The following is an 18,568-nucleotide window of genomic DNA, read 5'->3' as shown; positions in this document are numbered from 1 at the left end:
ACATCGGGCTGATCAGTGCGCCGGGGCGTCGCGGCTTGCGGCGCCGCAGGCCTGGCGAAGCCAGTCGTTCACGACGTCCAGGTCGGTCACGATGCCTGCGCAAAGGCGGCGCAGTTCGGCCGACGGCTGCTGCAGGTCGGGCACCATGATCGTCGGCAGTCCGGCAGCCACGGCCGAGCGCACGCCGGCCTGGGAGTCCTCGAGGGCAAGGCAGCAGTTGGCCGGCTTGTTGAGGATGCGCGCCGCGCGCAGGTAGGGATCGGGGTAGGGCTTGCAGCGCTCRCAGTCTCCCGCCGCCACGAGGGCGTCGAAACGGTCACGTAGGCCAAACTTCTCAAGATGATGGATAGCCGTGCCATGGGACGAGGAGGTGGCGATGGCGCGGGGCAGGCCGAACTCATCCAGGGTGTCCAGCAGGGCGGTCACGCCGGGTTTCAGCCGGAGGTCGGTGTCGAACATGGCGTGGTAACGCTCGGAAGCGCCTGTCCATACGGCGTCGAGGTCAACCTCGTCGCCCACGTATTCGCGAAGCAGCATGCGCGCCRCATGACCGTGGAGGCCGACCATCCGCTGGCACAGCGACAGGGGGATGTGGATGCCGACGTCCGAGGCCGCGGCAAGCAGGGCATCGCGGTACAGCGCTTCGGTATCGAAGAGCACGCCGTCGAGGTCGAAGACGATCGCCTGCGGTGTCGCCGGAAAACGGACCATGCCAGCCCCCTTTCAAAACAGCATTGCCGCGCTCGTATGGCCGGCTTCATCCCGAAAATAACCCGCTTTGTGGCAGTGCGCCATAGTCCGAATAGGTCATTTCGGCAGTGGAAACGTTTGCGTTCCCCGGCGGCAGCGGCGACGCTTGTCTGATGAGCCATTCGGAACCCATTTGCCCATGAGAAAACGCAGGATGCTCGCCCGAACTTTCGCGGGAGCCCTGGCGGGCGTGCTGCTGTTCCTCTCCGGCGCCTGGGGGGCTATCGCCTTGTTCTACCAGCTGCCCGGTCCGGTACCCGCCCGCGCGACGGGTGCCGTGCTCTGGAGCGTGCTTTACGTCGGCCTGCTGCTCGCCCTGTTCGGCTGGCGGGTGTGGTGGGCGCCGATCGCCCTGGGGGTGGCCCTGGCGTTGCTCATCGGCTGGTGGATCACCATCCAGCCCCGCAACGACCGCGTCTGGTCGGACGATGTGGCTCGGCTTCTTTCAGGGGAGGTCCATGGATCCCACGTCACCCTGCACAACGTACGCGACTTCGACTGGCGCACCGACGACGATTACGACGCGCGCTGGGAAACGCGTGACTACGATCTCGATCACCTGGTGTCGGCCGACGCGATTCTCTCTTACTGGTCGAGCGAGGCGATCGCGCACGCCATGCTGTCCTTCGGCTTCGACGACGGCCGCCACGTGGTCTTCTCGATGGAGATCCGTCGGGAGAAAGGCGAGGCATTCTCGGAGGTCGGGGGCTTCTTCAAGCAGTTCGAGCTGGTCCTGATCGCCGCCGACGAGCATGACATCGTGCGCGTGCGGACCAACGTGCGCGGCGAGGACGATTACGTCTTCCCGCTGCGGATGCCGAAAGACGCGATGCGTTCGCTGTTCCTTTCGTACGTGACGGCAGCCAACGAGCTGGTGCAGCACCCGCGCTTCTACAACACGGTGACGTCGAACTGCACGACCATCGTCTATCGCATGGCGCGGCGCATCGACAGTGGCCTTCCGTTCGATATCCGCCTGCTGTTGACCGGCTACCTTCCTGGCTACCTGAGGGACAACGGCGCGCTCGACAGTCGGCTTTCCACCGACGAATGGCGGCGGCTCGGGCGAATCACCGACCGGGCGAGGGCCACCCGACCGGGCGACGACTTCTCGGCGATCATTCGCGAGGGCGTGCCGCCCGCGCAGGTTCCATCACCGGCTCAGTCGCCGTCGTCGGGTGCCTCGACCTTGTAACCCTTTGCCTTGAGCGCCGCGAGGTAGCCGTCGTCGCCGAGGAGGTCCTCGATCGGCACGATGGCGACGGCCTGGGTGTCGTGGGTCATGGCGGTGTCCACCACGGCGAGCCACGCGTTGCGTACGGCCTTGGGTATGTCGGTCAGGCCGATCCGTTGCGCCACGCCGCCGTCGGTGACGGCATCGAGGCAGGCCGCGCGCTGTTTCGCCGTGCGGTCGTCGCGGAGCGCAGCGATATCGCCGGTGGCCCATGCATTGCCGCGCCGGGTCATGTCGGCGAGCTGGGCATCGATGTTGTCGACACTGAGGGTGAAGCAGGAGAGGTCGTCCAGCGTCGAACGCTTGAACTCCTTCACGGCCTTGCGCGGGTCGTCGACCATCAGCGTGTACTGCACGGGTGTCTGCTTGACGTTGTACTTGGTGGCGATGGCCACGACGGTTCGCGTGATGACACCGGCCTTGCCCAGGCCGGTTTTCTTGACGGCGTTCTTGTATAGCTCGACCACGGCGAAGATCGGACGGTAGCGCTCCACGGAACGATCGTCCCCGATGTAGCGCGTCTTCACCGTGAGCCAGCGCGCGTAGACATCCGGCGGCACGGTTTCCTTGAGGGTCGCACCGTCCGGCGCATTGCGGACACCGATCAGGGAGGGCAGCAGTGCGAGCTTGCCGAAGAAACCGACATTGGGTTTGATGTCCACCTTGGGCGGAAGGATCAGCTCGCTGGAATGGGCGAGGGCGTCGTCGATGTCGTCCGACTTCCAGGTCATGTTCTGCGGCAGGGGTGACAGGCTCCCCAGAATCAGCAGGGTGTGCTCGCCGCGGGTCACCTTCCAGAGGCCCGGCCCGGGTTGCACGCCACTGACCGTCACGGTCTCCAGGGTGGGTACGCTGCTCGCGGGCGCTGGCGGGGGCGTCGTCTGGGCGCGAGCGCTGCCCGCGTCGGCCAGGCCAAAGAGGAAGGGCAGGGCAAGGAGGAGGCGGGTGGTCGTCATCGGCGAAGTCTAGACGAACGCGCTTACCTGTCGCCTGCCCTTGGTCGTAGCCGCTGGCCTTGCGTTCACGTCCGTTAACGCCTCCCGCCGTGATTCCGGCGTGAAGGAAATAGTGCGTCATCCTTCCATTGTGGGGGCATTCGCGAACGGATAATCTTGCCCATCCGTCGCGTCCGTAACAACTCAGGGTTGCCCACCGATTCATGGCACTGGTGATCTACGACATTCCGTTCAGTCCCGATCTCGCCGGGCTATGGCACGTGCAGATGAACGGTGTGCCGATGGAAAATTTCGAAACCCGCGTGGGTGCGATCGCCTACGCCGTGCAGCAGTCCAAGTTGCTGGGCGTCCAGAACGGCCTGCAGGTGCTGGTTTCGGTCGAAGGGGCCGATGGGATCTGGCGTGAATTCGAGTCGAACGCGAAGCGTCCGGTGAGCGGCCTCCAATAGCGCTGCACGTCACCTTGATGCGCGATGCATAGGATGGGGGCACGAGAGGAGGAACATCTCACCCATGGCGCATCGAAAGATTGGTTACTTCGACGTTGAAGGCACGTGCTATGTCGCCAAACCCGGGCGCTGGCGCGGCAAGTACGTCATTAGCGAAGACGGCGACGAGCTCGCCGAGAAACTCTGCGTCACCTTGCACGAGAACGAAGAAGACGCGTGCGCCGAAGGCATGACGCTCGGCGTGGCCGCCGCCCGCAAGCTCATGAAAGAACGAGAGGGGTTCGATCCGGGCGACGAGTAGGCAGTTAGAATGGCGGCATGACCGACCCCAATGAAGCCTTCCGCCAGGATCTCGCGAAGCTCGCCACGGCTGTGATGCCCTTTGGCAAGTTCAAGGGCCGGGCGATTGCGGACCTTCCCGGAAACTACCTCGCGTGGTTCGCGCGCGAGGGCTTTCCGCCGGGCGAACTCGGCCGACTTCTCGCGATCATGCTCGAGCTTGACCATAACGGTCTGCGTCGCCTGCTGGATCCGCTGCGCAAGGCCTCGAAGTCCGCTTAAGCGCTTCGCTGGCGAATGCATAGCGCGTGCCAGAAAGTGCCCTTTCGGGGCGCTGCAAGTTATTCCGAATGGCCGATGGTGTGATTCGTTTACACGGCGTAAGTTTTCCTTGCGTCCCTGTGAATGTCTCGTTGCGTTCTCATTCGTGGGGTCGCCTGGTCCCAGCCCCACTCCCCTAAGGCCCGGAGACTCACAATGAAAATGAAAAACATCATGGCGCCCCGGCGCCACGGCCTCGCTTTGGCCATCGCCACCGCACTCGCATGCGCTTGTGCGCAGGCAGCGGCCCAGACGCCCCCTGCGCCGGCCCCTGCCACGCCTGCCCAGACGCCTCCGCCGGCCGACCAGGCGCAGCAGAAAACCACCGAGTTGACGGCTATCACGGTCACCGGCTCGGCCCTGCCGCGCATCGACGTGGAAACGCCATCGCCGGTGACGACCATTACCGCCGCGGATATTCAGAAGAGCGGTCTGACCACCGTCTCCGACGTGGTGCGGTCGATCTCCGCCGACAACAGCGGCTCCATCCCGGCCTCGTTCACCGCGGGCTTCGCCGTGGGTGCGACAGGCGTGGCGCTGCGTGGCCTGACCGTTAACTCGACGCTTGTCCTTATTGACGGCCGTCGTGCGGCGAACTACCCGGTGACCGATGACGGCCAGCGGTCCTTCGTCGATCTCAACACCATTCCCTCGAACGCGATCGATCGTATCGAAGTGCTCAAGGATGGTGCGTCGTCGCTGTACGGTGCGGATGCCATCGCCGGCGTCGTCAACATCATCCTCAAGCCCAGCTTCAAGGGTGCCGAATTCACCGCCGATGTCGGTACGTCGGAACACGGCGGAGGGCTGACGAAGCGTGGCACGGTGTTGTTCGGCGGCGGCGACCTGAAGAAGGACGGCTGGAATGCCTACTTCAGTGCCGAGTACCAGAAAGACAACAGCATCATGACCCGTGACCGTGGCTATCCGTACAACACCGCGGACCTGCGCCGCAGCGGCGGCAACAACCTCATCGGCGGCCAGCCCTCGCAGAATTCCGGCTCGATCTACGGCACGGTGACGCCGGGTACCCTGTTACGTCCAGGCGACGTGACCTCTGGCGTGGCCGATCCGGGTGGTCTGGCGCAGCCGCTGCAATCGTGCGGTTCGCTTGGCACCCTGGTGACGGACGATCCGGCCAACCCGGGCAGCTACTGCTCGCAGAATCGTGCGCTGTACACCGCGATCCAGCCCACCGTCGAACGGGGCGGGTTATATGGCCGCTTTACCATCAAGCTCTCGGACACTTCGCAGGCCTATATCGGCGCGAGCTATTACGAGGTGAAGACGACGTTCCCGGGCACCCCGGCGCAGATCCAGGCCAGCACGCCGAACAACACCAACGCGATCGCCTTGCCGGCAACGCTGCCGAACGGTTCGCTCAATCCGAACAACCCGTTCGCGGCGCAGGGTAGCGCGGCACTGATCAACTACTCGTTCCCCAGTGCCCTGGCCAGCGGTCAGACCGACAACCACAACCTCCGCCTCGTCGGCGGTCTCACCGGGCAGTGGGGTGAATGGAGCTACGACACGGCCCTGGTGATCAACCATGATTCGCTGGATACGCGCCTGGATGGCCTCCTCAACTACGGTGCCCTGCTTTCCGCTGTCACCAATGGCACGTACAACTTCGTCAATCCGTCGGCGAACTCGCGCGAGTTGCTGGATGCCCTGGCACCCACCCTGCGGAAGACGTCGACCAGCGACCTGCAATCGCTCGACTTCCATGTGACGCGCCCATTGATGGATCTGGGCGGTGGCTCGCTCGGTCTCGCGACCGGTGTCGACGTGCGCCATGAACAGCAGAACGACCCGGACCTCAACGCGAACCTGCAGGCACAGGGTCTCGGCGTCGCCCGTACGAGTGGCCAGCGTACGGTGGGAGGCGTCTATGTCGAACTGGATGCGCCATTCACGGAGTCTTTCGAAGTGGATGCATCGAGTCGTTTCGACCACTACTCGGACTTCGGTAACAACTTCTCACCGAAGATCGGCTTCAAGTGGAAGCCCATCGAGCAGCTGGCCGTGCGCGGCACGTTCTCGAAAGGCTACCGTGCGCCGGGATTCTCCGAGAGCGGAAACAGCCAGAGCGAGGGTTTTGCGACATTCACGCCACCGGCGGATTTCCAGAATGCGCATAACAACAGCGGCTATGTGCAGCCTTATCCGCTGGCTTTCCTCACCACGTCCAATCCCAAAATCCAGCCGGAACGCTCCAAGAGCTACACCCTCGGCCTGCTGTTCCAGCCGACGCAGGACCTGAGCGCGTCGCTGGATTTCTATCGGATCAAGAAAACCGGCGTGATCGCGCAGCAGGATCCCAACGCCGTGCTCGATGCGTACTTTGCCGGTCAGCCACTGCCGGCGGGCTCGGCGATCGTGGCGGACGGTCCGGACCCGGCGGCGCCGGGCGCGCTTGCGCGGCCCCTGGTCGTGGCGGCACCGTGGGTCAACCAGAACTCCCTGAAGACCCAGGGCGTGGACCTCGACCTAAAGGCTGGCTACAGCTTCAACGAGAACGTGCGCTTCACCAGTGAAATCAACCTGACCAAGATCATCAGCTGGAAGCTGAAGCTGGAGGACGGCACGACGCTCGAGTTCGTCGGTACGCACGGTCCTTACGGTGTGTCGTCAGGTGCGGGCACGCCGCGTTACCGTGGCTCGTGGGCGAACAGCATCTCCTTCGGAAAGGCGACGATCACCGGCACGTTGTATTACACCAGCGGACTGAAGCTGACCGCGCCGGACGTTCAGGACGGCTGCTTCTCGACCAATACGGATACGGGCGACAACTTCCCGGCGGATTGCCGCATGGCCTCGTTCACGGACTTCGACCTGACGGGCCGCTATGACCTCACGGAGAAAATCGCACTCACCGGCTCGGTGATGAACGCATTCGACAAGAAAGCGCCGTTCGATCCGCTGAACTATGCAGCGCTGAACTACAACCCGACCTATGCGCAGAACGGTGTGGTCGGGCGGTTCTTCACCGTGGGCGTGCGGGTGAAACTATAAGAACCGATCGCGCAGGGATGCTTCATGGAGCACATCCACGCCATCCGCACGGATGGCGATGGATCCGTCGCTTCGCAACCTCGCCAGCATGCGCGTCACCGTGGCCGCACTCATGCCCAGGTACGAACCGATATCGTCGCGTGACATCGGCAGAGGCACGAAGCCGCTGCCGATGCCTTCCACCCGGCGGCGGCGATCGAAGAGCTCAAGCAGGAAAGACGTCACCCGCTCCAGGGCCGATCCGTCGGTGGCGCGGCGCGTAAAGGCGCGTTCGCGCCGGCGCAGCGTGCGGAGATGGGTGGCAATCGCTGCACTGTGTTCGCACAGTGCGTCGGTGGCGGTGCGGGGAAATCGGCAAAACCACGTCTTGCCGACGGCCACCACCGACGCGCTGTGCGTCTGTGTGCGCTGAGCGTCGAGTGCGAACAGTTCGCCCGGCAAATGAAAGGCAACGACGCGCCCTTCGGTCACAGTCTTCGCCAGGCCGCTGAGCACGGCGAATGCGGCAAGGTGAGGTGCATCGGGCTGGACGAGCCGGTCTCCTTCGGAGAAGGGACCGACACGCTCGACCACCTCGCGCATGTCGAGAAGGTCGGGGTCGCCACCACGGGTTGCTTCACAGGCGGCGGCGTGCCGACACGACGCATTGCAGCAGACGGACGGCCGGCGTGAGGTGCTGGACTGGCTGGCGATGGCTGATGCGGTCGACACGGGTAACCTCCGGCACTCACGGAGTGCACCCGCATTTTAGGCCCCGATGTGGAGGGCGATGAGAACGGTCATCCCGCCGTGCGCTTTTGCCGCAGGGGACCCACCCATTGACCTTGTCGTGGTTTTGCCTTAGTAAGAGCGATGGGGGAACACCAAAAGGGGGCCGTCAAGGCCATGGCACGTCGAGTCACGCAAGTCAGCTCACCCGTCGTCGAAGACACCCGTTCCAACGCAGCGCCCTGGCCCGATGGCTTCATGCSCGGCACGGTGGCGCCGTTCGTCATGCGTTATGGGGTGGATTTCCTGGTCGCCATGCAGCGCACCGCCACCGCGCACGACACCGCCGTGGCGCCGGACGAAGTCGAGCCTGCTTAACGTTCCGAGGGATGCGAGCGAGGCGCCCGCGCGCCGTCGTCGGGCGTGTCGCCGGCTGGGCCGCCTTTAAGAATGCCGCCGACGACGACGATCGCTATCGTCGCCGCAATGAGGGCGAGCAGGGCGTAATAGCGGGTTCGATTCATGAGGCCAGTCTCCGTGGGCCTGGGTCAACGAAATGGATGGCGCACGTTACGTGCCCGTGGTGCCAAGCAGATCGGCCACGGCATCGATGAGCGCGTGAACGGAGAACGGCTTGCTGAGCATGGCTGTGCGCTCCGGCAACGCGGGCGTGTCCGCGAAAGCATCCCACGCGTAGCCGGTCACGAACAGCACGGGCACGTTCCGCAAGGTTTCGCGAACGGCCAGCGCGAGTTGCCGACCGTCCATGCCCGGCAGGCCGATATCGGTGACGAGGATGTCGGGTGGCGGTCCGGCGTCGATCAGGTGRAGCGCTTCGTAGGCTTCGGCGCAGTCACTGACCCGGTAACCCGCTTCTTCCAGCACTTCCCGCGCGATGGAACGAAGCATCTCTTCGTCCTCGACCAGGAGAACGTGCTGGCCTTTGCCGCGCACGAGCGCAGCGTCGACATGGGCATGGACGGCAGCATTCTCGCCGACGTGCCGGGGCAGCCAGAGGCTTACCGACGTGCCTGCGCCAGGGCTGGATTCGATGATGGCGCGGCCTCCGGTCTGGCGTGCGAACCCGTCCACCATCGACAGCCCAAGCCCCGTTCCCTGGCCGATGGCCTTGGTGGTGAAGAAAGGGTCGAACGCCTTCTCGACCACGCTCTGCGACATGCCAGTGCCGGTGTCGCTCACGGTGATCACCACGTAGTCGCGGCGTCCCCTGCCGATATCCGCGCGCTCGACGTTACGGGTCCGGATGGTCATCATGCCGCCCGTCGGCATCGCATCTCGCGCATTGATCGCCAGGTTGAGGACGGCGCTCTCCAACTGGCTGGCATCGGACAGGGTGCGCCAGAGGCCGTCCTGCATCTGGAGGTCGAGTGTGACCTGTTCGCCGATCAGCGGACGCAGTAGCAGATCCAGTTCCCTGACAAGCGCGTTGGCGTCCACGTCGGACAGCGACAGGGCCTGCTGACGGGCATAGGCAAGCAACCGATGCGTGAGGCCGGCGGCGCGCTTGACCGCGCCGCTGGCAGCGTCGAGCAGCCGGCGCGTGCCATCGAGACGCCCGTTGTCCAGTCGTTCGGCGACGACTTCGATCGCACCGCCGATGCCGCCGAGAATGTTGTTGAAGTCGTGCGCGATACCGCCCGTGAGGCGCCCCAGTGCCTCCAGCTTCTGGGCGTGGCGTTGTTGTTCGTCCATATCCCGGCGGCGCTGCGTATCGCGGCCCATGCCGTAAATGACGTTGCCGTCAGGCACGCCGGTCCACGCGAACCATCGGTAGTTGCCGTCTTTCGTGCGCAGTCGTAACTCGAGATCTTCGACAACGTCACCGTCAAACATCTGGCTGACCGCGTCGCGYGCGCGGTCGAGATCGTCGGCGTGGACCAATGCCTCGAGGTCGAGGCCGACCAGCTCGCTGGCCTCGTAGCCCAGCTCACTTTGCCAGGCGGGGTTGGTGTCCCGAAAACGGCCGTCGCGCGCAAGCACCACGTAGAGGTCGCGCGAGATGGTCCAAATCTTTTCCCGGCCGTCGGTCATTGCCGGCTCAGGGCTTGAACGTGTCGACGGGCCCTGAAACCTGGCGACCGCGCTGCCACACGGCGTCGATGGTCGTTGTCGCTTCGATGTCACCCGAGGGATCGTGATCGAGCACGATGAAGTCGGCCCGCTTGCCATTCGCAAGCACGCCGCGATCGTCCAGGCCCAGTAGCTGCGCGGCGCTCTGTGTCGCGACGTGGATCGCCTCCAGCGGGGTCAGGCCGGCGTCGACCATCAGGGCCAGTTCGCGATGCTCCGCGAAGCCGGGAATCCTTAGCGGCATGGCGCCTGCATCCGTGCCGAAACCTATCTTCACGCCGGCGTCGTGCAGGGTCTTCAGGTTTTTGAGGTTGACCTGCAAGGCCTCTTCGTTGACCGGTGTCGAGCCGTCGTTGTTTACCTTGTCGCGCCACGCGCCATCGGCAAACTGTCTGGCCAGGTCTGGCTGCACGGCATGCTGGAAGAAGGGGCGGTCCATCCAGCCGGGGTGGCGCGCATAGATGAACGCAGCTTCGTTGAGATCCAGTGTGGCGATGTACCAGGTGGCATGCTGTTTCAGCGCCTCGATGAAACCCGGGTCGACCGGCTTGTCGCGCACGCCGTGCGCGAGGATGTCCACTCCGGCGTCGACCAGTTGCCGCGCATCTTCCAGGTAATAGACGTGCGCGGCCACCCGCAGGTGCTTCGCGTGGGCCTCGTCGATCACGGCGTGCCAGATCTCCGGCTTCATCTTGACGGGAAGGCTGCCGTTGAAATCGTCCAGCCAGATCTTGATCAGGTCCGTCCCGCGTGCCGCTGCGGCGTCCACATCGGCGCGAGCTTCCTCCGGCGTGGCAGGGCGGTCGAGCTGGTTGGGCCCGGCCTGCATCATCTTGGCCGGCGGCGCCCCGTTAGGCACGCCAATACCCCGGTCGGCGCCGAACAGGTCGGCACCGTCGGCGTTGCCGGCATGCAGGTCGGCGCGCAGGGGATAGAAGATGTCGGGGTTGTTTACGCCGAGCGAGGTCATCGTGGTCACGCCGTAGGCCCGCCATTGGCGCAGTTGGCGAAGCCCGTTCTCGCGCGTATAGAGTTCGGGCAGTCCGCTCTTGCTGCCGTCCACGGAGCCGATATGTCCGTGGTCGGAGACCAGTCCGGGAATGATCGTCTTTCCCGTGTAATCGATGACCTTGGTACCCGCCGGCATCTTCGCGCGAAGGCCCGAGCCCATGAGTGAGATGTGGTCGCCGTCGATCACCAGGGTGACATCCTCCCGTGGCGGTGCACCGGTGCCGTCGATGACGCGTGCGCCGCGGATCACGGTCGCGGCGCCGACCGGACTGGAAGCAGCAGCCAGCGCGAGGGCGAGCAGGGTGGGGCGGAGCAGGGTCATGGAAAACATCCTTCCTGGTGATTGCCCGTCACGAATAATGCACGAGGTGCGAAGACCGTGTCGTTGCGAAATTCGTCGTTGCGCCGTTGTCACACGCGGTGCACAGGCAGCGGCCGAATCTCCGTACCCACATCCACCGCGGAGCACCAGGCAATGGAAGAGAAAGACATCACCCCCGTAGCGGACAAGCAACGCGGCGGCATCGGCTACATCCTGCTCTGGGTGCTGGGCGTGCCGATTCCGATCCTCATACTGATCTTCCTCGTACGCGGTTGCACGTAACCCCCTCGAAGCGCCCCGTACTGTCGTATAAGCTTCCGTGATCCATTACGGAAGTGCCCATGTCCCAGGCAACCCTGCCGCGCAGTCCCGGTATCGACATGCTGCGCGGTGTCAGCATCGCTCTCGTCGTGATTCACCACCTGGCCCTGCGGCTTCCGTTACATAAGACGGGGGCCGCGGGCTGGGTACCGGTATTTATCCTGAAGGGTTTGATCTTCAACGGATACGAAGCCGTTTTCCTCTTCTTCGTGGTATCCGGCTTCCTGATCACGCGACACACGCTGGAGCGAGACGGTGCCCTGGGGACGATCGACTGGCGCAGCTTTTACGCGCGCCGCATGGCACGCATTGCGCCTTGTCTGCTCGGAATCCTTGCGATCCTGCTCGCCTGCCACGCGCTGGGCGTACCCAACTACGTGATCGATGCGGGTCGGCAATCGCCGGGCGGCGCCACGCTGTCCGCGCTCACCTTCACCCTGAATGTCTACGAGGGCCATACGGGTTGGCTACCGGGGGGATGGGACGTGCTCTGGTCGCTTTCCGTCGAAGAGCTGTTCTATGTTGCTTTTCCCCTGATGTGCCTCGGCCTTGGCAAGACACGATGGCTGGTGCCGCTGTTGTTGCTGTTGGTCGTCTCCGTGCCTTTTACCCGCGCGGCGATCGTCGACAACGAGATCTGGCAGGAAAAAGCGTATCTGCCGGGCATGGGTGCCATTGCCGCAGGGGTTCTCGCCGCCCTGTTCACCGCACGCCACGGCGTTCTCCCGCGCCGGGCTCGTCGAGTGCTTGCCGTCATCGGGGTGGTTGCCCTGGCCCTCGTGATGTTCTCCGGGGGATGGTTGTGGCACGCGATCCACGAGGGCTACATGCTCGTCCTCATTGGCTCCGCGGTGTGCCTGGTCCTTGCGGCGCCAGAAGGCGGAAACGCGACACGCGGAGGCGGCTGGCTAAGGTCGATGGGGCGGGCCAGCTACGAAATCTATCTCACGCACATGTTCGTCGTGTTCGCGCTGGTGGGCGTTGCCAGGATGACCGGCACCGACACGGTTTGGGGATGGGTATGGTATTTGCCCGCATTGGGCCTTTGCTGGCTGCTCGGCGGGCTCGTTTCACGTTATGTGTCGGAGCCCGCTAACCGTGCACTTCGGGCGCGCATGCTCAGGCCCGTTCGTGCGGTCGCGACGGCGTGATCTCCTCGGCAAAGCTCTCGGCATGTTCTGCCGGCCGGATCTTTGCCCCGCGCGCCACAGCGAGCCCACGGGTGAGCTCAGCGCCCAGAAGCACGATGATGGACGCGTAATACACCCAAGTCAGCAGCACGACAATGGCGCCGGCGGGACCGTAGGCGCCTCCGATGGATGCATGCTCGATATAAAGACCGATGACGAACTTCCCGGCCGCGAAGAGAACGGCGGTGAGGATGCCGCCTCGGGTAGCGTCCTTCCACGCAATCTGCGCGTCCGGTAGCACGCGGTACATCGCGCCAAAGGCGATCGCGAACACGACGAACGAAACACCTGCTTCGGTGAACTGCCAGGCCGTCGTATCGCCCGGAATCATGGCCTTGATCAGCCCATTGATAACAAAGGAGATGATCAGCAGGAAGGCGATGCCGACCAGCAGGCCGAAGGCCCGTGCACGCGTGCGAAGCCAGCCCACGACGGCCTCACCGGGCTTGGCCCGAAGCTTCCACACCCGGTTCAGCGTGGACTGCAACTGGGTGAAGACGGCGGAAGCGCTGAAGAGCGTGATGAACAGGCCGATGAGGCCGACCACGTTACCCAGGTGGGGCCGTTGCTTTGCGTTGTCGATGACAAGCTTTACGGCGCCGGCGCCTTGCGTGCCGATTACGCTGGTGAGGCTGTCGACGAGGTCGTTTTGCCATTCGGGGCGAAGTGCCGCGAGCACCCACAACAAAAGCACCAGCAAGGGTGCGAACGACAAGGCCGAATAAAAGGAAAGCGCCGCGGCCCGGGTCATCAGCTCGTCGTCCGTGAATCCGTCGATCGCGGTGCGGACGGACTTGGTCGCGAGGTCGAGCCAGCGGCGCAGGGACATGATCAAGGGGCGCGGGAGTCGGTTAAGACCTCCCGCGCTGCCGAATCAATGATGGCGATCGGTGTCACGTGCTTTGTCCGCGGCCTTGCCGACTTCCTTCTGGACCTTGCCGGCGTTCTTTTCGATATTGCCCGCCGCTTCCTTGGCGTGATTGCCGGTCACCTTGCCGACGACTTCCTTCACGGCGCCTTTCACTTCGTGCTTCGTGCCTTCGGTACGATTCTTGTCCACGATGGAGATCCTCACCTGGCTCTGCGTCATTCGCAGCGGGATCGATTTACGCCGTTACGGCATTACAGACGCGTGAAGCGAATGTGCGTCGGCATTCACTCGTTCACGGCGGCGCAGGATAGTTCGACGCCTTCAGGATCGTCGCCAGGTGCGCCGCGTTCGTGGTGAGCGTCGCGATGGTACTGGCGACTTTTTCGGGTGTTTTTTTCAGGTCGATATAGTTTGTGTCGCTCATCGCTTCGCCCACCCAATAGGCCGAGCTACCCGCAGGAATCGTGAAGCCGACGTCGGCAAGGGCCTGATACAGCTCGGCGGTCACGTGATGCGCACCATCCTCGTTGCCTACCACGCCGACGATGCCGACCTTGCCGAATGTCGGGTAGCGGCCATCGTCGCCGATATCACCGAGGATGGCGTCCATACGCTCGATGACGCGCTTGGAGACGCTGGAGGGCTGTCCCATCCAGATCGGCGTGGCGATGACAAGAATGTCCGCCGCCATGAGCCGTTCGCGCAGCTTTGGCCAGTCGTCGCCTTCGCCCTCGTCATGCTTCACGCCGGGCTTGATGTTCAGGTCGACCACGCGCGTGCTGTCCGTTTCGACGCCGTGCTTCGCCAGGCCGTCAAGCAATTGGTCCAGCAGTTTCTGGGTCGAGGACGGCTTGGGTGAGGGCGATAGCGTGCAGTTCAGTCCCAGGGCTTTCAGCGTCATGGGGGCCTCTCCGTTGGAAAGGTCYAAACGTGACGCCGCGTCCGTGCAATGCGCGTCGTCTTCAGGTGCATACGTCACTGCGGTTCTTCGTTAGCATGACGCCCATGTTTTCCTTACCCAAGACGGCCACCGCGCCGTTCTGCCCGTCCGAAGTTGCTGGCTCGATCGTGGTGCCGGCCGGACTTCCGTGGTGGAAGAAGGCCGCGCGCTTCGCCGGGCCCGGGCTTCTCGTATCCGTCGGCTATATGGACCCCGGCAACTGGGCGACGGACATCGAGGCCGGGTCTCGCTTTGGCTATCGGCTGCTCTTCGTCGTCCTGCTTTCCAGTCTTGCCGCGATTCTCTTGCAATGCCTGGCCGCAAGGTTGGGTATCGCCACGCGCAAGGATCTCGCCCGGCTGTCCAGTGAGCGTTATCCGAAGGCCGTGGGGCGGGTGCAGTGGGTACTTGCGGAGATATCGATCATTTCCTGCGACCTGGCCGAGGTCCTCGGTAGCGCGCTGGCCTTCAAGCTTCTTTTCAACGTGTCGCTGCCTGTCGGCGTGGCCCTGACCGCACTGGACACCTTCATCGTGCTGGGCCTGCAGGGGCAGGGCTTTCGTCGCGTGGAGGCGATCATCCTCGGCCTCGTCGGCACCATCGGCATCTGCTTCGTCGTGCAACTGTTCCTTATCGGGCCAGACTGGGCAGCGGTGGCGGCCGGCTTCGTGCCTTCCATGCACGCCCTGTCGTCACGCGAACCCCTGTACCTGGCGATCGGCATCCTCGGCGCGACGATCATGCCGCACAACCTCTACCTGCATTCGTCCATCGTGCAGACGCGCGCCGTGTCCGGTGAAGAGGGCAAACGAGCTGCCATCCGGCTCACCCGTGTCGACACCATCGCCTCGCTGTGTCTCGCGCTGCTCATCAATGCGGCCATCCTCATCGTGGCCGCCTCCGCCTTCCATCGTACGGGGCGGACGGACGTGGCCGATATCTCCGATGCTTACCAATTGCTGGCGCCGATCGCCGGCACCACCGTCGCCGCCATGGCTTTTGCCATCGGCCTGTTCGCTTCGGGGCAGAGCTCGACCTTTACCGGCACGATAGCCGGGCAGGTGATCATGGATGGCTTCCTCCAGATGAAGCTTCCCTGCTGGCAGCGGCGCCTGATTACCCGCGGGCTGGCCATCATTCCGGCTTTCATCGGCGTGGTGACGATGGGCGACCGGGCGATCGGTGCCTTGCTGGTGGCCAGCCAGGTGGTCCTGAGCCTGCAGTTGCCCTTCGCCATGTATCCGTTAATCCGCTTCACCGACGATCCCGGCTTGATGGGTGTGTTCGCCAACAGCCGACTCGTCTCGTACTCGGCGTGGTTCCTGTTCGTGGTGATCTCTGCGGCCAACCTATGGCTGGTTGCTCAGGTGTTCGACATGGCGTGACGCGAGGCCGACATGCGCGTCACATATCGCCGTGCAGTCTCGTCCACCGACGACATAACCGGCGCCCGACGCGATGCAGAGTCCCTACGTTCCGGAAACACCTGGCAGCTCACCGGTCATCCCGGAAGAGAAGCCGAACGCGCCAAAGCCGGAAATACCCGGCAACCGCCCGGCGGGGGATCGGCCCCAGGAGCCTCCTCCGCATCCGGACGACCCCGAAGATGATGGCGTTCCCAGGCCACCGGCGCCCGAGGCGCTGGATGTTCGCATTCCATGACAGCACGCATTCCCAGAAGCCAGAGGAATTCCGCTCATGCCAGAGAAAAAAACCACTGCCAGGGCACGGAAGGACAAACGCGAAGGTAAATCGGCTTCGACCCAGGCCGGCGAGTATGTGCGGGAAGAGATCGACCATGTGCGTGAAGGCAAGCATGGCGCGCGGTCGGCCAAACAGGCCATAGCGATCGGTCTTTCCAAGGCGCGCCGGGCCGGGGTGAAGGCCAAGCCGTCGAAGACCGCGAGCGCCGCCACGAAGAAGAAGGCGGCGCAGGAAACCAAAGCGGCTACACGCAAGCGGTCGTCTGGGACCGCGGTGAAGAAATCCACTGCCCGCAAGCGCGCCTCGACCAAAGCACTCAAACGCGAAGGGACCGCCGCCGTGTCAAAGCGGGCGCTCTCCACGCAAGCAAGGAAGAGCGCATCCAAGCGCACGGCGAGCAGCCGCTCGGCCGCCGCAAAGAAGGCGGCGCACACCAAGGGTGCTGCGGGAAGGAAGACCGCCGCGAAGAAGGCGGCGCGGACCAGGGCGAAAAGAGCCTCCTGATCGTCATCGGGCCCGCGTTATGCGGGCCCGATGCTTTCGCTCATCTCGGATGAGAGAGCGGGGAATGGGAGCAGCGTCTTAGACCGAATCGCCACTCAGGCGGCTGGCGACTTCGCCCAGCCAGTCATAACCGTCCATTTCGCCACCGAACAGGTCCATGCCGGCCATGTCGGCGGCGCGGTAACCATTCGAGAACTCGAACGTCGAGATGCCGTAATCGTTGCGAAGCTCATTCATATCGTTTCTCCCAGCCTTTATCGGGACCGGTTATCAATCGTCTGACGCCACACCGCCGGTCTCTGGCGTGACGGGGACCTTACGCTGCTGCAGGCCGGTGTCGAGAGGCGCTGAGCGACTGGTCCGTTTCGTTTGGTGAACAATAGGTTCGTTAGTCTTTCGTCATGCCACGTTCGGGCTTAATTTCTGTACTAACCAGTTTCCTATGCACCCCTGTGTATGGGCGCCCTCAGCCTTTACAAGGGCTTTCAAGCGTTAAAGGCTTGGACAGCGGGTGTAAGCAAAAGGTTCAAAAAAAAGTTATCGAGGCCGTTCGAGGCGTCTGTCTGGTCTCTTGCGGTGGCCTTTCGTTCGCCGTTTGAGCCCCATCTGTTAACCATAGTTTAACTCAAGGGCTGGCCGCCTGCCACGTGGGGCGTGAGCAACCGTTCAGTTAGAATCGACGATCCCCCCGGCTCCGAGCCGGTTTGACCGCTTTTGTACGAGGAGTTCCGCCATGAAGTCTCGCGCCGCCGTTGCCTGGGAGGCCGGAAAGCCGCTTTCCATCGAAGAAATCGAGGTTCAGGGTCCGAAGGCCGGCGAAGTCCTTGTGCGGATTGTTGCTACGGGTGTGTGCCACACCGACGCCTACACGTTGTCGGGCGATGACCCGGAAGGCGCCTTCCCGGTCATCCTCGGCCACGAGGGCGGCGGGATCGTGGAGGAAGTCGGCGAGGGTGTCACCTCCCTCAAGCCGGGCGACCACGTCATACCGCTCTATACGCCCGAATGCGGCGAGTGCAAGTTCTGCCTGTCGGGCAAGACGAACCTCTGCCAGAAGATCCGCGTCACCCAAGGCAAGGGGCTGATGCCGGATGGCACATCACGGTTCTCGATGGGCGGCAAGCCGCTCCTTCACTACATGGGAACCAGCACTTTTAGCGAGTACACGGTGTTGCCGGAGATTTCCCTGGCGAAGATCAGCAAGGAGGCGCCGCTGGAGAAGGTCTGCCTTTTGGGCTGCGGGATCACCACGGGCATCGGTGCCGTGCTGAATACGGCCAAGGTGGAACCCGGCTCGACCGTGGCCGTCTTCGGCATGGGCGGCATCGGCCTCTCGGTGGTGCAGGGTGCGGTCATGGCCAAGGCCTCGCGCATCATCGTGATCGACACCAATCCGTCGAAGTTCGAGATGGCGAAGATGCTGGGTGCCACCGACTGCATCAATCCGCGCGACTACCCGGACACGCCGATCCAGCAGGTCATCGTCGACCTGACCGACGGCGGCGTCGACTATTCGTTCGAGTGCATCGGCAGCGTCGACGTGATGCGCGCCGCGCTCGAGTGCTGTCACAAGGGCTGGGGCGAGTCGATCATCATCGGTGTCGCCGGCGCCGGCCAGGAAATCCGCACACGCCCGTTCCAGTTGGTCACCGGGCGCGTCTGGCGCGGTTCGGCGTTCGGTGGCGTGAAGGGCCGCAGCCAGCTGCCAGGATACGTAGACCGTTATATGGGTGGTGAGATCAAGATCGATCCGATGATCACGTATACGATGGGGCTGGAAGACATCAATCGCGCCTTCGACCTCATGCACGAGGGCAAGGCCATCCGCTCCGTCATCATTTACTGAGCTTGCCGATGAATGCATCGATCGACCTGATCCGCCGGTATCACGAGGCATTCAAC

21 protein-coding genes are annotated in these 18,568 nt (G+C 63.8%); 11 read left to right on the top strand and 10 right to left on the bottom strand.

What is annotated here, in order from left to right; genetic code table 11:
- Positions 1 to 12: 12 nt before the first annotated feature.
- Complete coding sequence (locus tag AC1DSN_RS07440) at positions 13 to 711, bottom strand: HAD family hydrolase (protein WP_477330131.1); 699 nt, start codon at positions 709 to 711, stop codon at positions 13 to 15.
- Between the two features lie 193 nt (positions 712 to 904).
- Between AC1DSN_RS07440 and AC1DSN_RS07435 the strand changes: the two genes are divergently transcribed.
- The gene (locus AC1DSN_RS07435) at positions 905 to 1,945 is read left to right on the top strand and encodes an Lnb N-terminal periplasmic domain-containing protein (protein WP_477330129.1); all 1,041 of its coding nucleotides are present in this window, start codon (positions 905 to 907) and stop codon (positions 1,943 to 1,945) included.
- On the opposite strand, the gene AC1DSN_RS07430 is transcribed toward AC1DSN_RS07435, so the two are convergent.
- Positions 1,912 to 2,940 (bottom strand): TraB/GumN family protein, encoded by a 1,029-nt coding sequence (locus tag AC1DSN_RS07430; RefSeq protein ID WP_477330127.1) that lies wholly within the window; start codon positions 2,938 to 2,940, stop codon positions 1,912 to 1,914. The genes AC1DSN_RS07435 and AC1DSN_RS07430 overlap by 34 nt on opposite strands.
- 203 nt (positions 2,941 to 3,143) lie before the next feature.
- On the opposite strand from AC1DSN_RS07430, the gene AC1DSN_RS07425 reads away from it, so the two are divergent.
- From AC1DSN_RS07425 to AC1DSN_RS07410, 4 genes are all read left to right on the top strand, one after another.
- Positions 3,144 to 3,389 carry a hypothetical protein gene (locus AC1DSN_RS07425; RefSeq protein WP_063573675.1) on the top strand — a complete coding sequence of 82 codons (246 nt, stop codon included), beginning with the start codon at positions 3,144 to 3,146 and terminating at the stop codon, positions 3,387 to 3,389.
- Positions 3,390 to 3,453: 64 nt separating this feature from the next.
- Positions 3,454 to 3,690 (top strand): hypothetical protein, encoded by a 237-nt coding sequence (locus AC1DSN_RS07420; protein ID WP_063573674.1) that lies wholly within the window; start codon positions 3,454 to 3,456, stop codon positions 3,688 to 3,690.
- Positions 3,691 to 3,707: 17 nt separating this feature from the next.
- Positions 3,708 to 3,950 (top strand): DUF3820 family protein, encoded by a 243-nt coding sequence (locus tag AC1DSN_RS07415; RefSeq protein WP_063573673.1) that lies wholly within the window; start codon positions 3,708 to 3,710, stop codon positions 3,948 to 3,950.
- 195 nt (positions 3,951 to 4,145) lie between these two features.
- On the top strand, positions 4,146 to 7,004 hold the full coding sequence (locus AC1DSN_RS07410) for a TonB-dependent receptor plug domain-containing protein (protein WP_477330125.1): 2,859 nt from the start codon (positions 4,146 to 4,148) through the stop codon (positions 7,002 to 7,004).
- Here the strand turns inward: AC1DSN_RS07410 and AC1DSN_RS07405 are convergent.
- Positions 6,999 to 7,715 carry a Crp/Fnr family transcriptional regulator gene (locus tag AC1DSN_RS07405; protein ID WP_477297006.1) on the bottom strand — a complete coding sequence of 239 codons (717 nt, stop codon included), beginning with the start codon at positions 7,713 to 7,715 and terminating at the stop codon, positions 6,999 to 7,001. The genes AC1DSN_RS07410 and AC1DSN_RS07405 overlap by 6 nt on opposite strands.
- Before the next feature lie 174 nt (positions 7,716 to 7,889).
- Here AC1DSN_RS07405 and AC1DSN_RS07400 point away from each other — a divergent pair, with 174 nt between their 5' ends.
- Positions 7,890 to 8,090, top strand: coding sequence for a hypothetical protein (locus tag AC1DSN_RS07400; RefSeq protein WP_477330123.1), 201 nt, complete (start codon positions 7,890 to 7,892; stop codon positions 8,088 to 8,090).
- On the opposite strand, the gene AC1DSN_RS07395 is transcribed toward AC1DSN_RS07400, so the two are convergent.
- Genes AC1DSN_RS07395 through AC1DSN_RS07385 form a run of 3 tightly spaced genes read right to left on the bottom strand, consistent with a single transcriptional unit; the run spans position 8,087 to position 11,136 of the window.
- Complete coding sequence (locus tag AC1DSN_RS07395; RefSeq protein ID WP_213950134.1) at positions 8,087 to 8,236, bottom strand: hypothetical protein; 150 nt, start codon at positions 8,234 to 8,236, stop codon at positions 8,087 to 8,089. The two genes, AC1DSN_RS07400 and AC1DSN_RS07395, sit on opposite strands and share 4 nt — an antisense overlap.
- A 46-nt stretch (positions 8,237 to 8,282) precedes the next feature.
- Positions 8,283 to 9,764, bottom strand: coding sequence for an ATP-binding protein (locus tag AC1DSN_RS07390; RefSeq protein WP_477330120.1), 1,482 nt, complete (start codon positions 9,762 to 9,764; stop codon positions 8,283 to 8,285).
- Positions 9,765 to 9,771: 7 nt separating this feature from the next.
- Entirely contained in the window at positions 9,772 to 11,136 is a 1,365-nt protein-coding gene (locus AC1DSN_RS07385) for an amidohydrolase family protein (RefSeq protein WP_477297012.1), read from the bottom strand.
- Between the two features lie 153 nt (positions 11,137 to 11,289).
- On the opposite strand from AC1DSN_RS07385, the gene AC1DSN_RS07380 reads away from it, so the two are divergent.
- Positions 11,290 to 11,418, top strand: coding sequence for a hypothetical protein (locus AC1DSN_RS07380; protein WP_255548749.1), 129 nt, complete (start codon positions 11,290 to 11,292; stop codon positions 11,416 to 11,418).
- A 59-nt stretch (positions 11,419 to 11,477) separates the two neighbouring features.
- Complete coding sequence (locus AC1DSN_RS07375) at positions 11,478 to 12,608, top strand: acyltransferase family protein (RefSeq protein ID WP_477330118.1); 1,131 nt, start codon at positions 11,478 to 11,480, stop codon at positions 12,606 to 12,608.
- Here AC1DSN_RS07375 and AC1DSN_RS07370 read toward each other — a convergent pair.
- From AC1DSN_RS07370 to AC1DSN_RS07360, 3 genes are all read right to left on the bottom strand, one after another.
- Positions 12,577 to 13,476 (bottom strand): YihY/virulence factor BrkB family protein, encoded by a 900-nt coding sequence (locus AC1DSN_RS07370; RefSeq protein ID WP_477298326.1) that lies wholly within the window; start codon positions 13,474 to 13,476, stop codon positions 12,577 to 12,579. The genes AC1DSN_RS07375 and AC1DSN_RS07370 overlap by 32 nt on opposite strands.
- Before the next feature lie 45 nt (positions 13,477 to 13,521).
- A complete protein-coding gene (locus AC1DSN_RS07365) occupies positions 13,522 to 13,707 on the bottom strand; it encodes a CsbD family protein (RefSeq protein ID WP_063572082.1) in 186 nt (61 codons plus the stop codon).
- A 103-nt stretch (positions 13,708 to 13,810) separates the two neighbouring features.
- Positions 13,811 to 14,419 (bottom strand): flavodoxin family protein, encoded by a 609-nt coding sequence (locus AC1DSN_RS07360; protein ID WP_477330116.1) that lies wholly within the window; start codon positions 14,417 to 14,419, stop codon positions 13,811 to 13,813.
- Positions 14,420 to 14,523: 104 nt separating this feature from the next.
- Here AC1DSN_RS07360 and AC1DSN_RS07355 point away from each other — a divergent pair, with 104 nt between their 5' ends.
- Together AC1DSN_RS07355 and AC1DSN_RS07350 are read left to right on the top strand one after the other, a co-directional pair.
- A complete protein-coding gene (locus tag AC1DSN_RS07355; RefSeq protein ID WP_213950140.1) occupies positions 14,524 to 15,843 on the top strand; it encodes an Nramp family divalent metal transporter in 1,320 nt (439 codons plus the stop codon).
- Between the two features lie 313 nt (positions 15,844 to 16,156).
- Positions 16,157 to 16,666 carry a DUF6496 domain-containing protein gene (locus AC1DSN_RS07350; protein ID WP_213950141.1) on the top strand — a complete coding sequence of 170 codons (510 nt, stop codon included), beginning with the start codon at positions 16,157 to 16,159 and terminating at the stop codon, positions 16,664 to 16,666.
- A gap of 78 nt (positions 16,667 to 16,744) precedes the next feature.
- Here the strand turns inward: AC1DSN_RS07350 and AC1DSN_RS07345 are convergent, their stop codons facing one another.
- The gene (locus tag AC1DSN_RS07345; protein ID WP_157504675.1) at positions 16,745 to 16,903 is read right to left on the bottom strand and encodes a hypothetical protein; all 159 of its coding nucleotides are present in this window, start codon (positions 16,901 to 16,903) and stop codon (positions 16,745 to 16,747) included.
- 496 nt (positions 16,904 to 17,399) lie between these two features.
- Between AC1DSN_RS07345 and AC1DSN_RS07340 the strand changes: the two genes are divergently transcribed.
- Positions 17,400 to 18,512 carry an S-(hydroxymethyl)glutathione dehydrogenase/class III alcohol dehydrogenase gene (locus AC1DSN_RS07340; protein WP_477330113.1) on the top strand — a complete coding sequence of 371 codons (1,113 nt, stop codon included), beginning with the start codon at positions 17,400 to 17,402 and terminating at the stop codon, positions 18,510 to 18,512.
- The last annotated feature ends 56 nt before the right edge of the window (positions 18,513 to 18,568 follow it).

The sequence above is a fragment of the Luteibacter sp. P4_D7_3 genome, from assembly GCF_056401735.1.
The sequence above is the reverse complement of the archived record's forward strand: the minus strand, read 5'-3'. Positions and strand labels throughout refer to the sequence as shown.

Excerpts from the sequence above, each read along its gene's own strand:
- AC1DSN_RS07435 (WP_477330129.1), top strand. The coding sequence starts at position 905 with ATGCTCGCCCGAACTTTCGCGGGAGCCCTGGCGGGCGTGCTGCTGTTC.
- AC1DSN_RS07380 (WP_255548749.1), top strand. The coding sequence starts at position 11,290 with ATGGAAGAGAAAGACATCACCCCCGTAGCGGACAAGCAACGCGGCGGC.
- AC1DSN_RS07350 (WP_213950141.1), top strand. The coding sequence starts at position 16,157 with ATGCCAGAGAAAAAAACCACTGCCAGGGCACGGAAGGACAAACGCGAA.
- AC1DSN_RS07360 (WP_477330116.1), bottom strand. The coding sequence starts at position 14,419 with ATGACGCTGAAAGCCCTGGGACTGAACTGCACGCTATCGCCCTCACCC.
- AC1DSN_RS07430 (WP_477330127.1), bottom strand. The coding sequence starts at position 2,940 with ATGACGACCACCCGCCTCCTCCTTGCCCTGCCCTTCCTCTTTGGCCTG.
- AC1DSN_RS07385 (WP_477297012.1), bottom strand. The coding sequence starts at position 11,136 with ATGACCCTGCTCCGCCCCACCCTGCTCGCCCTCGCGCTGGCTGCTGCT.
- AC1DSN_RS07420 (WP_063573674.1), top strand. The coding sequence starts at position 3,454 with ATGGCGCATCGAAAGATTGGTTACTTCGACGTTGAAGGCACGTGCTAT.
- AC1DSN_RS07425 (WP_063573675.1), top strand. The coding sequence starts at position 3,144 with ATGGCACTGGTGATCTACGACATTCCGTTCAGTCCCGATCTCGCCGGG.
- AC1DSN_RS07410 (WP_477330125.1), top strand. The coding sequence starts at position 4,146 with ATGAAAATGAAAAACATCATGGCGCCCCGGCGCCACGGCCTCGCTTTG.
- AC1DSN_RS07375 (WP_477330118.1), top strand. The coding sequence starts at position 11,478 with ATGTCCCAGGCAACCCTGCCGCGCAGTCCCGGTATCGACATGCTGCGC.
- AC1DSN_RS07415 (WP_063573673.1), top strand. The coding sequence starts at position 3,708 with ATGACCGACCCCAATGAAGCCTTCCGCCAGGATCTCGCGAAGCTCGCC.
- AC1DSN_RS07340 (WP_477330113.1), top strand. The coding sequence starts at position 17,400 with ATGAAGTCTCGCGCCGCCGTTGCCTGGGAGGCCGGAAAGCCGCTTTCC.
- AC1DSN_RS07345 (WP_157504675.1), bottom strand. The coding sequence starts at position 16,903 with ATGAATGAGCTTCGCAACGATTACGGCATCTCGACGTTCGAGTTCTCG.
- AC1DSN_RS07395 (WP_213950134.1), bottom strand. The coding sequence starts at position 8,236 with ATGAATCGAACCCGCTATTACGCCCTGCTCGCCCTCATTGCGGCGACG.
- AC1DSN_RS07370 (WP_477298326.1), bottom strand. The coding sequence starts at position 13,476 with ATGTCCCTGCGCCGCTGGCTCGACCTCGCGACCAAGTCCGTCCGCACC.
- AC1DSN_RS07355 (WP_213950140.1), top strand. The coding sequence starts at position 14,524 with ATGTTTTCCTTACCCAAGACGGCCACCGCGCCGTTCTGCCCGTCCGAA.